The following is a 15,145-nucleotide window of genomic DNA, read 5'->3' as shown; positions in this document are numbered from 1 at the left end:
AACCCCGCTCGTTCAAGCTCCAATCTGTGCTAATGAGCATTCGGAGCCCAGATGATTATCGCTCCTCGCGCCCGCGCTTCCGTATTCCGCCGCTATTGCTGTGGCAATGATTATTGAGGCACCTCCATCAGCCCGTCTATACTGAAACTGGAAATGAAGCGTTTTCAAAAAACTGTTTGCGGAGGTGTATTCATCTAGATGAACAAGAAACGATGGCTGCCAAAGGCGCTGACCTTGACGCTGTCCCTGCAGCTGCTGACCGGACTATTCGGAGGGGCAGGCACGGCGATAGCCGCGACGGATTCGATCTCGGCGGTTGGACTGCCCGAAGGCTGGAGCGCGAGCAAGCTGTATGCATCGGATAGCCTCAATCCGGGGGATGCAACGGTGATGTATGTGAACAACCGGCTCAGCATGGATGCGCCAGGGGGCAAAATGGATTCAGGCGGCGACAGCGTCGCCTACGCCTACATGCCGATTGAAGGAGACAAGGACTTTGTTTTCACGGCGCGCATCAGTGATTTCGATCTTACTGGTTCAAACTCATGGGCTTCGTTAATGGTGAAGAGCGGCATTGATTCCGATGCCAAGATGGTGTCTCTGGGACTTAATGCTAAAAGCGGCATTGAAGTTAAAGATTACAGGAGGCTTGACAGCACCGGCGGCGGCAAGGTCGCTCTAGACCCGCCGGAAGGACCCGTCTATGTGAGAATCGCTCGAACGGACAATAATCTTGCCTTTACTTATTCGACGGATGGAACAAACTATGTATCCCGCACGAATTTCGATAATAATCTAAACGGTCACTACACGCATCTCAATCTGCCATCGTTCTACGTCGGTCTCGCCGTATCGACCGGCTCTGCCGTGTTCGACCATATTACATTCGAGGTTGACGGCGAAGAGGTGTTCGATTCAGCCTCCCTCCCCATCGACGACAATCCGCCCGGCATAACGGACGGATTGACGGCAGTCGCCCGCGACCAGGCGGTGGATCTATCGTGGAACACAGTCACCGGCGCGACCTATTATCAGGTGTCGGGAGGAACAACGGACGGCGGGCCTTACGATCTGCTGCTGAATCATGTTGACGTCACCTCCGCCACGATAGACGGACTGACGAATGATACGCCGTATCACTTTGTGGTGACGGCCGGCAATTTCAACGGCCTTGGCGAAGCGTCGGCTCAAGTGACGGCAACACCAACGGGCCTTACCGTGCCCGGCCTGTACGAACTGGGCGGCTTCTCCGCCTACAATACGGGGGGCGGCGTGCTTGAGGAAAATGATCCCGCATACCGCAAGGTGTATAACGCCACGGATCTAAGTGCTGCGCTGCAGCCCGACTCCGGCGCCAAGGTCATCGAGATTATGAACGACCTCGATCTCGGCTGGAACGAGATTCCGGAGGCCGCGCGGACAGCGCCGTTCGGCAAGCATAATGAACCGCTTATGCACCCGGTGCTGCTGCAGACCAGCGCCACCAAGATCACCGTGAGCGACGCGAACGGGCTGACGATTTTCTCCCGCAACGGCTCGGAGATCCGACACGCCTCGCTCGTCTTCAAAGCGAGCTCGAATATCATCATTCGCAATCTCTCCTTCGACGAGCTCTGGGAGTGGGATGAAGCGACAAAGGGCGACTACGACCGCAACGACTGGGATTACATCTCGCTTGAGAATGCCACCAGCAAGGTATGGATCGATCATTGCACCTTCGGCAAGGCGTATGACGGCGTTGTCGACGCCAAGGGCGGCAGCAACGGCATTACGATTTCCTGGAGCCGCTTCCTCGGCGACGATGGCAGCGAAGGCAGCTGGGTCAGTCAGCAGATCGAAGCGATGAACCGACTGCCGGACAAATACCCCATGTACCAGCATCTTCTGGATGCCGGCCTCGACAAGTCCGCGATTATCGCCATCGCTTCCGGGCAGAAGAAGGGTCATCTCATCGGCTCGTCGGAATTCGCCTCCGACAACAGCCAGCTGGAGCTGACGCTTCATCATAATTACTACAAGGATATGATGAATCGCATCCCGAGATTGCGCGGAGGCAACGCGCATGTCTACAATCTCGTGGTGGACAATGCCGGAGCGCATGCGGCCAGCAAGCTGATTACGCCTGAGATGGCTCTCGGCATCGCGGATGCCGGATATCATTTTGGCGTAACGAGCAATGGCGCAATCTCTACGGAGGGCGGCGCGCTGCTGATCGAGGACAGTATTATTAATGATGTGCTGTACCCGCTGCGCAACAATCAGAAGGCGGATCTGGACCCGACGTTTACCGGCAAAATAAAAGCGATCAATGTCCGTTATTCGCTGGACGAGGCCGAATACACGGGCGACAGCGACACACCGGACACGATCGATTGGACGAATCCGCTCCGACCCGGACCAGCCGAGCCCATCGCATTCAACTGGAATACGGAATCCGGCGAGCTTCCTTATCTCTATCAGCCGGATGACCTGAGCGGATTAGAAGCTGCTCTGCTAGGGAATGCATCTTCTGGGGCCGGGGCTGGAGAGCTGTATTGGGATGCTGCCAATTGGCTGCGGACGAGCGACTATACGGGCAGCTTCGCAAGCGAACCGGATAGCGCGCCAACCGTCGTCTCCGGCCTGCAGGCCAATCCGGCAGACGGCTCGGTCGCGCTTCGCTGGGGCAATGTGGCCGCGGCATCCAGCTATACGCTCTATCGCAGCGAGTCCGAAGAAGGCTCTTACGCGGCGATTGCATCCGAGCTGACGGCTGCTCATTACACGGATGCCGGGCTTGCGAACGGAACGACATATTACTATAAAGTCTCGGCTGTGAATGCGATTGGGGAAGGAGCGATATCGGGCGCCGTCAGCGCGGTTCCATTCGAGCTAGCGGCTCCGAATGCGCCTTCCGGCCTCGTCTCGACAAGCGCCTCCACGAAGATTATTCTCGACTGGGATGATGGAGGCGCGGATTATTACAGCGTACAGCGCCGAATCGCGGGTTCAAGCGAATTCAGCGTGATCGCTCCTCGCGTGTTCGAATCAACCTACGAGGATAAATCAGCAGCAGCGGGAACGACCTATGAATATCGTGTGACTGCGGCGAATGACGCTGGAGCGAGCGAGCCGACGGCGGCGGTATCCGCCAAGCTGGTCGATCTCGTCTCGATCGACGATCTAAAGCTGCTCGCCGAGGATACGTTCGATAGCGAAGAGACTGGCGGCAAGCCTGAGGAGTACACGATCAGCGAGGAGAGCGGCACGCTTCAGATTGCGGATGTGCCAGGCGACGGCAACAAGAGCCTGCAATTCTTCGACGATCGTTCGGGTGTCGTGCTGGCCGACCGGAGCTTCGAGAGCCAGACGGAGCTTGCGGCCGTCACGTTCGACTTCATGCAGGAGGAGAAAGCCAACTCCGTCAAGGTGTTCCGCTTGAGCTCGGAGGATGCCGGCGGATCCACGAGCAACAGCTACGCGGCTGTCGCGATCGAGACCAATGGCGGCAACCTGGCCTTCCGCACAAGCAACGGTTATACGCCGTTCCTGACAGACTACAGCGCGGGTACATGGTACAACATCGCTGTCGTCGCCAATCTGGCATCCGGCAAAGCGGATGTCTATGTCGACGGCGAGCTTGCTCTGGAGCAGATCGGACTGTTCAACGCGGTTCCGAACATTGGACTGATTCAATCCTTCACCGCTAATAACAATTCAGCGAATACGTATTATCTTGATAATATCCGCATTTATGGCAAGCCGGACACCGATCCCGACACGGGCTCGGGCTCAGGCTCAGGCTCAGGCTCGAATGGTTCGACCGTGATACAGCCTCCTTCGTTCAATACCACGACTGAGGGTGCAGAGATCCCATTAACAACGGCGTCGCGTACAGACTCGAGCGGACGCATCAGCAAGAGCGCCACACTCGATGAGAATGTGTTGAGCAACGCTGCGGCCGCCTTGAAAGGCAATCAAAGAGTGCTGACGCTCGCCATAGAAGGCGATGCTTCGGACGCTGAAGTGAAGCTTCCGCTGCCGAAGCTTGCCGATATCCTGAGCAGCCGTGAGACGGCAGGCCTGGAGCCGCTTACCCTTCGGTTCAAAACATCGCTTGGGCGCTACGAGCTTCCGCTTGGGTCGATTGATCTCGACGCGCTTGTTGCGGAATTGGGAGATGAATCAGATGCGAGCGGAGCTGGCACGACTGGAGCAGGTGCGACCGCGGCAGGTACAAGCGCCGAGGATACGCCATACCTGACCATTCGCATGGCGCAGGCAGACGAAGCTCAGGCGAGCATGATGGAGGAAGCCGCGCAGCAAGCTAATGTGAAGCTGCTCGCTCCTCCCGTAGAATTCGCGCTTCTTCTGACCATTGGCGGGCAGGAGCATGCGTTGAACAACTTGAACGGCTATGCATCGCGATTCATTCCGCTCCCTGACGGCGCGGCGCCAGGCGCTGGAACGACAGGAGCTTACTTCGACGAAGCGTCCGGCACATTCGTCGGCGTGCCGACGATCTGGGCGGAAGCTTCGAATGGGGATGACGCTGCCCACGGCTTGGTCGCTTACCTGCTTCGCACCGGCAACAGCAGCTATGCTCTGATCGAAGCAGACGCGTCATTCGCCGACATGACCGGACATTGGGCGCGCGCCGATGTTGAAGAACTGGCCTCCATGCTGCTCGTGAACGGAGTCGCGGACGAACAGTTTGCCCCGCAGCAACCGGTTACCCGCGCAGAATTCGCCGCAATGCTGACGCGCAGCCTTGGGCTAGCGGGCGGCGAGGCCTCCTTCCTCGATGTCGCTGAAGAGGATTGGTTCTCAGCGACGGTTGGCTCGGCAGCGAAGTTCGGTCTCGTGCAAGGCTTCGAGGACGGCTCCTTCCGACCCCATGACAGCATTACCCGCGAGCAGATGGCGGTCATGATCGACCGAGCGCTGCAATGGATCGCAGACCAGGCTGAGCAGCTGCCGATTCTGTCGCAAGCGAGTGTCGTTTCACCTGTCTCGACAGCGAATCTCCTATCGAGGTTCGCCGACGCGGATCAAATCAGCGGCTGGGCTTCAGTCGCAATGGCTTCAATTGTTGACGCCGGCATTCTGCAAGGCACGCCGGACGGCATGCTTGCTCCATCCGCGCAAGCGACAAGAGCCGAGGCAGCGGCCATGCTCGCCCGCATGCTGAGATGCATAGGCTTCATGCCGCCGCAAGGATAAGTCCACAAAGCCGGCTCCCCAAGGCAATGCCTCTGGGAGCCGGCTCTTCGCGTTTATTCTTTCTTACTCGTCTGCAATGAGCGCAAAACCGTATATATGAACGCCACGGCCTTGATCATTGTACAGACGCAACGTATTGTTGCCTGCTTGCATCCAGATGCGAATTTCTCGCTGGTCCCTGATATCCCAAGTCGGGAAGCCCCAACCGGCGGTATTGTGCAGATTTGTTCTGTACGCGCGCTCGCCTCCGTTAAGCTCAATGCTAAGGTCTCTGCTTTCCCCTGCGCAGTAGTCAAAACGCATTAAATAGTAGCCAGCCTTAGGCACCGTAATCGAGTCAAACGTAAGCTCGCCTCCATTGCCAAGGCCCGTCACCTTCTCCGCGCCTGTGGCATCTGCAACAAATTCCGCCCCGCCGCTCAGGCTGCCTTTTCCAACAGGAATATACCATTCCTTCTGCGGATTGTTATCAATAATATGGATCTTTTCCAAAGCAGGCACAGCTCCCGCAATACGCTCGAGGAACAAAGCGCTCTCGCCGCCGGCGAAAGGAAATACGACATCCTTGGCAAGGAATATTTTGTTGGAGCCGCTTTGCGGCATCTCCATTTCCACGTTGTTGCTGCCGTCGCTTGCGCGCAGTGTCCAAGGTTCTGTCGCTGCATAGAACAGTCTTATCGTCTGAGGCGCGTCCGTTGTTTTCACTGCAAACCCGATACTGCCATTCAGCAAGGCGGCTTCCTGACCATTGTCATAAACGACAGGCTCGCTGCCTTGCCGCGTTTGTCCCGCTGTTGCCAAGTATTCCGTTCTTGCGTCACTCATGTAACCGGAACAAATGCCTGTTGGCAGGTCCGGAATTTGTTTGGCGATATAAATGCCGGCGCCTCCGCTTTTCAGAAGCGGAAGCTCGATTACATCAGCGGAAGTCACTTTGATACGCTTAACCATCATCAATTCGCCGCTGTAGTCGTCCTCATAGATATCAGCCTCAAACTCGCCTTCAGGCAAGAAATCCATCTTCAGCCGCAGAATCATCGCTTCGTCTGTAATGCAGCCGATCAACCATTCTTCATTCGAACGACGCATAAGGGCTGCATGATGACCCGGAAAACCGGACAGCACCTTTACCTCATCGTAAACGGGCTTCATGCGGCGTAAAAAATCGGTTCCTTTCCATGCTTCCAAATAATAAATGGAAGCCGCCACATGCGAAGCGCCTGATTCATACACGACGGAAAGCGCCATTTGATGCCCTAATGTTGTATTGCGGTTTTTGTTCGAAAACCCGGTCGGTGTATAATCCATCGGACCAATCACATTCCGTGTAAACGGAACGGTACAATTATGCCGAGCGTTCGGCATGTCGCTCCACATATAATGTTCGATGCCCATAATCCCTTCAGCCGTCATGAAGTTCGGCCAGGTGCGTCCTTCGCCCATGCATTTGGTTGCCCCGTGGAAATTAATCATCAACCGATGTTCCGTCATGATAGCGGCAATCAATTCGTATTGACCCATCGTGTGCTGAGAATCGTTCTGGAAGAAATCGACCTTGAGTCCGTCTACCCCGCAGCTTGCCCATAACGGAATTTTCTCTTGCGCTTTTTCAGGGGTGTCGATATACTGCATAGCGCTCCACAGCCATACGACAATTCCTTTCGAATGGGCATAGTCGCACAACTCTTTGAGCCATGTTATATCCCAGTCGGCATCCACCGTGAGCCCTTCGAATCCGATCCCCGCCGCAAAATCCACATAACGTTTTTGCTCGGTGTACAGCTGAGCGCTGTTCATATATTCCCACCAACCCCATAAACAACGCCCCGGCTTGATCCAGCTTGTATCTTCCATTACGGAAGGCGGATTCAAGTTATAGTTGATGGTCGTATTCACCAATTCGTTCAAATCGTCCGTCGCTACAATGACGCGCCAGGGAGAGGCGAACGGCAGTTTGCAGGAGAGCGGTCTCCCCATTTCCTCCGGAGCGAATTCCAGGGACATGGTTCGCCCTCCGGCTCCGCGCAAATGGCAAGAGCAATAGCTGCCGTCCGTATTGTATACCTCCGCCTCCGTCAGCATAACCCAACCGCCATTTTCGGCGTGGAACAAGCTTGGCATTCCGTAATCTCTGCCTTGTTTGTCTTCCCAGCCGGTACGGTCATAGGTGCCCTCATAGCTGCTGACCCAATGCTGCAGCCACAATTCGTCGTAGGTCTCTGCCAGGTTGAAGTTGGTTGCTTCACGCAATACCTTCATCGGTTTTTCTGCATCAGACAGCACTCGATAGCGGAAAGCCGCCCCATCGTCATAAGCGCGCGCGCACAAGACAAACGTATACGCTCCACACTCGAACTCCAAGGTCATCTCATTCGCATGATTCTCGTAAACCGCTTTTTTGCCCGCCGGTATCGAATAGTTCTCGTCAACAATTGCACGGGTTTCCTTGACGAAACGGAAAGCTCTTGTGAAGTTTTCCAAATCGCTCTCAAAGCCAAGCTTGCTCTGCTCGATAACCGCTTGGCCGTTGCGCTCGACGGCGTACTCTAATTCCTTCTCGGCACTCTCAAAAACCGTTAGACAGACAGTATGATTTGGCGAGTATAGTTTCCACATAGCTGCGTTTCTCCTATCCATTTGTATTTCACTTCTTGGACGACTTTCTGTTTATTTGTTTTCGGCCGTATTGTACAAATCCATGCGAGCCTTGTAGTTGGCCGTGTAAATATCTTCAATCTTCACGGCTTGATTGGCGTCTAACTCCGCAATCATTTTTTTGTACATGTCGTCAATTTCATCTTGCGAATTGGCATACACCATACTAGAGAAGCTATTGTCGATAATATCCTTGATTTTTTGCTCGCTCAATGCATCAGGCGTGCCGCCCTTTGGACCGAGATCATCATAAAGCGCGGTATCCCAAGTGGAGCCTGCCATCGATTTCAGCGCATGCTGATTCACGTTGTCTCTGTTGTAACGGAACATTAAGTCATACGGCGTGCCGTCTTCGCCGAGTCCATTGCGAATCATCCATGTCCATTTGCGCGCGCCTGTCGTTTTCGAGAATTCCGCCCAATCGGCGCTGATGGCATCCAGAGCTTCTTGCGTTGGCACATGAACGCCGTTCTCCATATTCCAGTTCATGCCTTCTTTGCCCCACATCAGCAAATACTGGCCTTCTTCGCTTGCCAGGAAGTCCAAAAACTTGATCGTTTCGACCGGATGCTCATTCGCGACCGTTATACCAACGCCGTCCCAGCCCAAGGAGCTCCGGGGGCCAAAGGTTGTGTCTGCAGGATCGACGCCAGGGGCCGTTACTTTAAACCCGTAGAACAGTTTATCGGTATCCTCGCCGTATTGAGCGCGGAACGCGCTGTTGGCTTCGTTCACGATACCGCCCGCCGTTGCGAACACGCGACCACTGGACGTTTTTTGCTCATAATTTTGCGCTTTATTGATTCCCCATTCACGGTCAAGCAAACCTTCTGTATAAAGCGTGTTGATGAATTTGATCATTTCCAGATAACGCGGATCTCTTACGATAAACTCCAGACGTCCATCATGCTCATAGTACGTTTTCATGCCATACATCGCCTTGAATGAACCAACGATAGTAGGCATATGATCGGCGTTCACTGTCATCGGTATCGAAGGATTTCCGTCTACCGATGGATATTTCTCTTTGAATTTGCGCAGCAAATCCAGAAATTCATCCTGAGTGAAGGAATCTCCGGCCATAGCGCGCTCGCCGTATCCGAACTCCTCCAAAATATCCATGCGCATATTAATGGCCCAGTTCGGATCCGGGTCCAGGCCGTACCAGTTGTTCAAATAATAATTTTTGCCATCCTCATATACGCTCTTGGAAAGCACGTCGCCGTACCGCTCTTTAATATTCGGAGCGTACTCATCAATCAAATCATTCAGCGGGATCAAAGCGCCGCCGGCAATATATTTGTTCAAGGTCGCTTCTCGTCTGTCAATTAGCGCAATATCAGGCAAGTCTCCGCTGACGAGCATTAAATTCAGCTTCTCGTCCGGATTGCCGGTAGGCTGCTGAATCTCGATAAACACACCTGTGCGTTCTGTAATCTCCTTCGCAACAGGGTTCGTAAACGGATCGCCCACATTTTTGTCAAACAACGTTAAGGTAATGGGCTTCTTCGTTGTACCGTTTGCCCCTTCCCCTTTGGATGCGTTCTCATTCGCATTGTTGTTTCCGGTGCTGCATGCGCCGAGCAGCATCATGCATGCAAGCAACGCCATAACGATTCTTTTTCTCATTCTGAAACCCTCCTATGAATGAACTTGCTCTCCTCCTGCTTTTGCAGGGAGGATTATATTTCAACCACATCCCGAACTGAACTGGATATCAGAATTCGGGATATTGGGCGAAATCTCGATTTTTATCGAAAATTCGTTTAGCCTTTTACCGCCCCAATAAGCATCCCTTTCAGAAAGTACTTCTGCAGTAAGGGATACACAAGAATGATCGGCAGGGTGGCTACCATCGTAACGGCCATACGGATACTCTCGCTCGATACCGGCAGCTTGCGCTGTTCATTGGCAAGCTGCTGCGCCGCGCTTAACATGTCATTGGTCTGGAACTGATTCAGAATTTTCACCAAAACGGCCGACAAGGTTTTCAAATCGGGATTATAGGTGTAAATGTACGAATCATACCAAGCGTTCCAATGACCAATGGCTGAGAACAAAGTGATTGTAGCCAGTACCGGAGTGCATACGGGTATAATGACCTTCAGAAAAATCCGAATGTCATTGGCGCCTTCGATCTGCGCCGCTTCCTCCATTTCTTTGGGCAAACCTTCCATGTAGGTGCGAACCAATATCATCCAAAAGACGCTCAAAATTCCGGGAAAGATAAAAACCCAGAAATTGTCGATCAAATTCAAGCTGCGCACCACCATGTAAGTGGGAATCAAGCCGCCGCTGAAATACATCGTAAATACAAAAAACAAGTTAATGCCGCGCCAGCCCACAAGCTCTCTCTTGCTAAGCGCATAAGCCAGCATGGAAACGCAAGCCAGTGTTAAAGGCACTCCAATCACCGTTCGACCGACCGTCACTACGATGGAATTCAGAATTTCCGCATCATTCAATACGGTTGCGTAACTCTCCAGGCTGAAATCGCTTGGCCACAGCATAAATTGTCCATAAGTCGGGTCAGACGCATTATTCAGGGATAAAATGAAAATATGCCAGAACGGAAAAAAGGTAACGATAAACAGTATCAATAAAAATCCGTAAACGATCATATTCCCCGTAATGGCTGCCGGCGTATAGCGTTGCGACAATGCCCTTCCCGATGCCGTCTTTTTATACTGTGCAGCTTCATGATCCATTTTGATATTCCTCCTCCAGCCGCATGCGCACGATTTAGAACAAATGCGTTTGGCCCATTTTTTTGGAAATTTGATTGACTGTTATGACCAGAACAAACGCGATTACGGATTTAAACATGCTTACAGCGGCAGCGTAGGAAAACATGCCATTCTGAATGCCGTAACGGAATGCATAGGTATCAATGACATCGGAATAGGTTCTGTTCAGGGAATTACCCAGCAAAAAATATTGATCAAACCCGGTATTCATCAAGTTGCCGATGTTCAAAATTAACAAAATAATAATCGTAGGCCTCAGCATCGGCAGTAAAACATGCCAGATTTGCTTCAAACGATTGGCGCCGTCCACTTTCGCGGCTTCGAACAGCTCCGCTGGAATGGCAGCGATGGCAGCCAGATACATAATGGAGTTGTACCCCATATCCTTCCATGCATTCGAAAGGGCTATAATGATCCAGAACATCTTGCCTTCCTGCATAAACAAAACGCCTTGTTCGACGACTCCGATTTTCATGAGCAGTTGATTGACAGGTCCTTCCGCGGACAACAATGTAATCACAATGCTTGCGGCAACAACCCATGAAATAAAAAACGGCAAATAGGAGGCTGTTTGCACCGTCCGCTTAAACCAGTTTATTCTTACTTCATTCAGCGTTATTGCGATAAAAATGGGAAGCAAAAACCCAATCGACAGGGTTAATACGCTCGAAACCAACGTATTGCGCAGCACTCTCCAAAAATCCTGTCCAGAGAAGAAGTACTCAAACCACTGAAAGCCCACAAAGTCCGATTTGAAAAGCGAGCCCCAAAAATCCCCTAAAGTAGGCTGGTAATCAACAAATGACATATACAAACCAACCATAGGAGCGTAAGCAAACAAGACAGCCCACATCACTCCCGGAATTAGAAATAAGTAAAAATATCGCTGTCGAACCATTTTTTTAATGATTGGCTGCTTAAGAAACGGTATTTTCTCGTTGCTTCTATCCACCTCAACTTCCATTCTCCCGCCTCCTTATGTCCAATTTACGTCTATGCATTCATCATAGGAAATCTTGTCTGGCAAGGCTATATCACAATCCTCAGAATTCTCTCTGTAAAAAACGAACTTTGGCAAAATCAATGATTTTGCCCGCCATCCGGCCCTGAATCTGTTACATTGACATTGCCTGCATTCGAACTTATACTCTGTTCTAAACAAGGGGATTATCAATTTCACCTATTAGCGGAGGTTCTATGTATACAGTTATTTTGGTCGATGACGAACGGCTCACCTTGAACGCTCTTGCCCATTATGTCGATTGGGAGCAACTGTCCTGCCGTGTCGTCGCCACTGCCGGCAACGGACGAGAAGCTCTGCAAAAAATAGAAGCCCTGCAGCCGGATATTCTCATAACCGACGTTAAAATGCCTGTCATGGACGGCATTGAACTATGCAAACAAGTTCATGCCCGCTTCCCTGAAATTCAAATTGTTTTTCTAAGCGGCTACAATGAATTTGATTATGCTTGCGCTGCTCTGCAGCACGGCGCCTGCGGTTACTTGCTGAAGCCGATTGACCATGAAGAGCTGGCAACCACGATGAGGACGGTTCGTCAACGTTGCGAGGAGCAAAAAAATCGACTTCATTCCACCTTATTAACAGCGGGAGAATACCTGCGCGAATTGCTTCAAATCGGGGGGAGTTTGCTATCCGGCCTGGCGGACGAAGTGACTGCCATATACAACCATCATTTGCATCTTTCTGCAGATAACAAAACCTTTTATTATGTATTGATTACGATAGACGAATACACATTATTGGCAGAAAACCCGCTCGCATTCGACGCGCCTCCCGGTGATTTTTCCACGGTGGAAAGATTGGAGTTTTTTATCGCCGGATTGCCGAGCTTTTCACCCGGCATATTGACCAAACTGCGCGACGGCCAATGGATTTTCGCCACAAAGGAATCAGACAGCGGCGTGTTTGCGCAATGGCGAAACCAGTCTGCGAATGCGGAACGCTCGATGTCTCTGTTCCTGACAGACCATCCTCAAACCCTGCTCGCCTTTACAGCACAATGGCCCAAGATGCTGCAAATGCGCAATCATTTGGTTGCCATTCACGGCACAGGGCTTATCCATAACAAATGGGAAAATATACAATTGGAATGGCGCGAGAAGCCCCTGCCCAAAACAGAGCACTTGATTGCTGCCGTCCAGCAAAATCGAAGAGAGCAAGTCGAAGATTGGCTTCATGACTATTACGATGGCGGCCTTCCGCCCGGAAATATCAGTCAAGTTTTTGTAGACAGCGCTTCCGTTTTTGATGCGGTATTGTCCGCAGTTGCGGCTAATAACCGTCATTTGCAAGCTATCATCGAGAAGGATTCCCAATTTTTCGGACGCCTTTCCCTAATGGAAAGCATGCAATCGATGAAGACGCTCATGCGGCAAATATTGAGCATGATGATGGACGAGCTCGAAGCATCTCCGGTCGACCGACATATCGAGATTGTGGACGAAGTATGCGCGATTATCAAAAAGAAGTATGGACAGGTGATTTCGGTGGATATGCTGGCTGAGCTCATCTTTCTTTCACCCAACTATCTTCGAACGATATTCAAGGAGGTTACCGGAAAAACATTAATTGAATACCTGACTCAGATCCGCATGGACCATGCTTGCATCATGCTGCGGGATACCAATATAAGAATTCATGAGATTGCCAAACGAGTCGGCTATGAGAGCCCCTCTTATTTCGGCTCTGTCTTTTTCAAACGAACCGGACTCACCCCTAACCAATACCGCACCCATGCGAAAAAGGGACAACACAGATCATGAAAATATTGAAAAAGCTGTTCAACAATTCGTCTTTGCTGCAGAAGCTGCTGCTCATGTTTCTTACCGTCACGATTACCCCGCTCATATTCATTACCGTCTTCTTCTATGATCGCACAGAGCAAAGACTGCTCGAGCTGACCTATGAAAATATGTACAGCAGCAACCAACAAATCAGCAGCAACGTCAACGCGCATTTGGATAATCTCCGCCAAATTTCATCTATGATTTATACCGATGAAACCTTGCAAGCTTATCTTACGAAAACCTACACGGATGACTATTCGATCTTCGAAGCCTACCGATATATCGACGGCCTCTTGTACAGCTTGCTGACCGCGAACAATAATCTGGCCAGCATCAATCTTTATGTAGACAACCAGTCGCTTCCGGAGGATGGTCTGTTTCTCAAACATATCACACTTGAAAATTTGCCGATGGATTACCTCAATCAATTACAACAAACCTACGGCAACAATATATTCAGCAACGTGATCCAGGACAAGAACGAGAAAAACGTGATTTATCTTGGGCGTATTCTCAACTTTAACGCACAAAGCCAATTTTACGGCATGGTGACGATCGGCCTCTCTGAAGAATTGCTCTACAAGCTGATCGAAAAGGAAGAGCAAAACAAAAGCGTCTACTTGCTTAATGAAAACAATCAAATTATTTCTGCATCGGATAAATCGCTTTTGAACCTGTCATTCAGCGAAGCCATCGGTCCCGAGTTGTCAACCAATCAAGAGGTCGTCGCCATCGACGGACATCCCAACTTGCTGGTATATAACACCATGCCAAATGGCTGGAAAACCGTTTCTCTTACGCCCATTGACGAAATTATGCGTTCCTCTCGTCAAACAGCCATGCAAATTGTTGTCATTGCGCTCTTCAGTCTTGTCTTGTCCATCTTCATGATCTTTGTTATCGCCAAATATCTGTCGCGCCGCCTCCGTAAATTAAATCGTCAAGCCGCGCAAGTCGAGCAAGGAAATTTCAGTCTCCTGCTTACTGATTCCAGCAAGGATGAAATTGGTCAATTAAACGCGGCCTTCAACAAGATGAGCACGCGTCTCAAGGATTTGATTGACAAGCTGTATGTGAAGGAGCTTGCGAAGCGCGATGCGGAGCTTTATGCCTTGCAAAGCCAGATCAATCCCCATTTTCTTTATAATACGCTGTCGGGCATTTCATCTCTGGCCATCCAAAACGAGGATCTTGAAGTTAGCAAAATCGTCAACCATCTCGCAAGATTCTATCAAACATCGCTCAATATGGGGCATCAATATATTACGCTGGAAAAAGAAATCGCCCTTACCAAACACTATCTTGCCATCCAGCATATGCGCTTTGATGACAGCTTCATGGAACGTTGGGAGGTTGACGATAGCCTGTCTACCTGTGAAACATTAAAATTGGTACTGCAGCCCTTTGTCGAAAATGCCATTAATCACGCCATCTATGATGATCAACAATGTCTGGAAATCACCATCCGTATTTACCAAACCATGCACGTTGATGCTCCAGCGCTCTGCCTGGAAGTCGAAGATGATGGTTGCGGAATGTCTTCCGACAAAGTGGAAGCCCTGTTATCTTCCCAATCGAAAGCAGGGTATGGAATTAAGAACGTTCATGAACGCATACAGCTTGCTTACGGACAAACCTACGGCGTAACCATTCAAAGTCAGGCGGGCTTGGGCACAAAAATATCCATCATGCTGCCCTTGCAGCAGCATGATGGAGCATAGAAGGGGCTCAAG

The 15,145-nt window shown here is 51.1% G+C and carries 7 protein-coding genes; 3 read left to right on the top strand and 4 right to left on the bottom strand.

Annotated elements, in window-relative coordinates:
* The first annotated feature begins 198 nt into the window (after window positions 1–198).
* Window positions 199–5,202: an S-layer homology domain-containing protein gene (locus tag HFP08_RS12420; RefSeq protein ID WP_168120914.1), complete on the top strand. Its 5,004-nt coding sequence runs from the start codon at window positions 199–201 to the stop codon at window positions 5,200–5,202.
* A gap of 63 nt (window positions 5,203–5,265) precedes the next feature.
* Here HFP08_RS12420 and HFP08_RS12415 read toward each other — a convergent pair whose 3' ends face one another.
* From HFP08_RS12415 to HFP08_RS12400, 4 genes are all read right to left on the bottom strand, one after another.
* Window positions 5,266–7,818, bottom strand: coding sequence for a glycoside hydrolase family 97 N-terminal domain-containing protein (locus tag HFP08_RS12415; protein ID WP_168120913.1), 2,553 nt, complete (start codon window positions 7,816–7,818; stop codon window positions 5,266–5,268).
* 51 nt (window positions 7,819–7,869) lie between these two features.
* Window positions 7,870–9,486 (bottom strand): extracellular solute-binding protein, encoded by a 1,617-nt coding sequence (locus HFP08_RS12410; protein WP_168120912.1) that lies wholly within the window; start codon window positions 9,484–9,486, stop codon window positions 7,870–7,872.
* Window positions 9,487–9,623: 137 nt separating this feature from the next.
* Window positions 9,624–10,565 carry a carbohydrate ABC transporter permease gene (locus tag HFP08_RS12405; protein WP_168120911.1) on the bottom strand — a complete coding sequence of 314 codons (942 nt, stop codon included), beginning with the start codon at window positions 10,563–10,565 and terminating at the stop codon, window positions 9,624–9,626.
* Between the two features lie 34 nt (window positions 10,566–10,599).
* A complete protein-coding gene (locus HFP08_RS12400) occupies window positions 10,600–11,568 on the bottom strand; it encodes an ABC transporter permease (RefSeq protein WP_168120910.1) in 969 nt (322 codons plus the stop codon).
* 233 nt (window positions 11,569–11,801) lie between these two features.
* Between HFP08_RS12400 and HFP08_RS12395 the strand changes: the two genes are divergently transcribed.
* Together HFP08_RS12395 and HFP08_RS12390 are read left to right on the top strand one after the other, a co-directional pair.
* The gene (locus HFP08_RS12395; protein ID WP_168120909.1) at window positions 11,802–13,388 is read left to right on the top strand and encodes a response regulator; all 1,587 of its coding nucleotides are present in this window, start codon (window positions 11,802–11,804) and stop codon (window positions 13,386–13,388) included.
* Entirely contained in the window at window positions 13,385–15,133 is a 1,749-nt protein-coding gene (locus HFP08_RS12390) for a cache domain-containing sensor histidine kinase (protein WP_168120908.1), read from the top strand. The genes HFP08_RS12395 and HFP08_RS12390 overlap by 4 nt, the downstream gene beginning before the upstream one ends.
* Window positions 15,134–15,145: the final 12 nt, after the last annotated feature.

The sequence above is a fragment of the Paenibacillus sp. HB172176 genome (assembly GCF_011947265.1).
In the GTDB taxonomy this organism is placed as follows: Bacteria; Bacillota; Bacilli; order Paenibacillales; family Paenibacillaceae; genus Pristimantibacillus.
The sequence above is the reverse complement of the archived record's forward strand: the minus strand, read 5'-3'. Positions and strand labels throughout refer to the sequence as shown.

Coding starts and splice junctions, on each gene's coding strand:
- HFP08_RS12420 (WP_168120914.1), top strand. CDS start 199: ATGAACAAGAAACGATGGCTGCCAAAGGCGCTGACCTTGACGCTGTCC.
- HFP08_RS12395 (WP_168120909.1), top strand. CDS start 11,802: ATGTATACAGTTATTTTGGTCGATGACGAACGGCTCACCTTGAACGCT.
- HFP08_RS12410 (WP_168120912.1), bottom strand. CDS start 9,486: ATGAGAAAAAGAATCGTTATGGCGTTGCTTGCATGCATGATGCTGCTC.
- HFP08_RS12405 (WP_168120911.1), bottom strand. CDS start 10,565: ATGGATCATGAAGCTGCACAGTATAAAAAGACGGCATCGGGAAGGGCA.
- HFP08_RS12415 (WP_168120913.1), bottom strand. CDS start 7,818: ATGTGGAAACTATACTCGCCAAATCATACTGTCTGTCTAACGGTTTTT.
- HFP08_RS12390 (WP_168120908.1), top strand. CDS start 13,385: ATGAAAATATTGAAAAAGCTGTTCAACAATTCGTCTTTGCTGCAGAAG.
- HFP08_RS12400 (WP_168120910.1), bottom strand. CDS start 11,568: ATGGAAGTTGAGGTGGATAGAAGCAACGAGAAAATACCGTTTCTTAAG.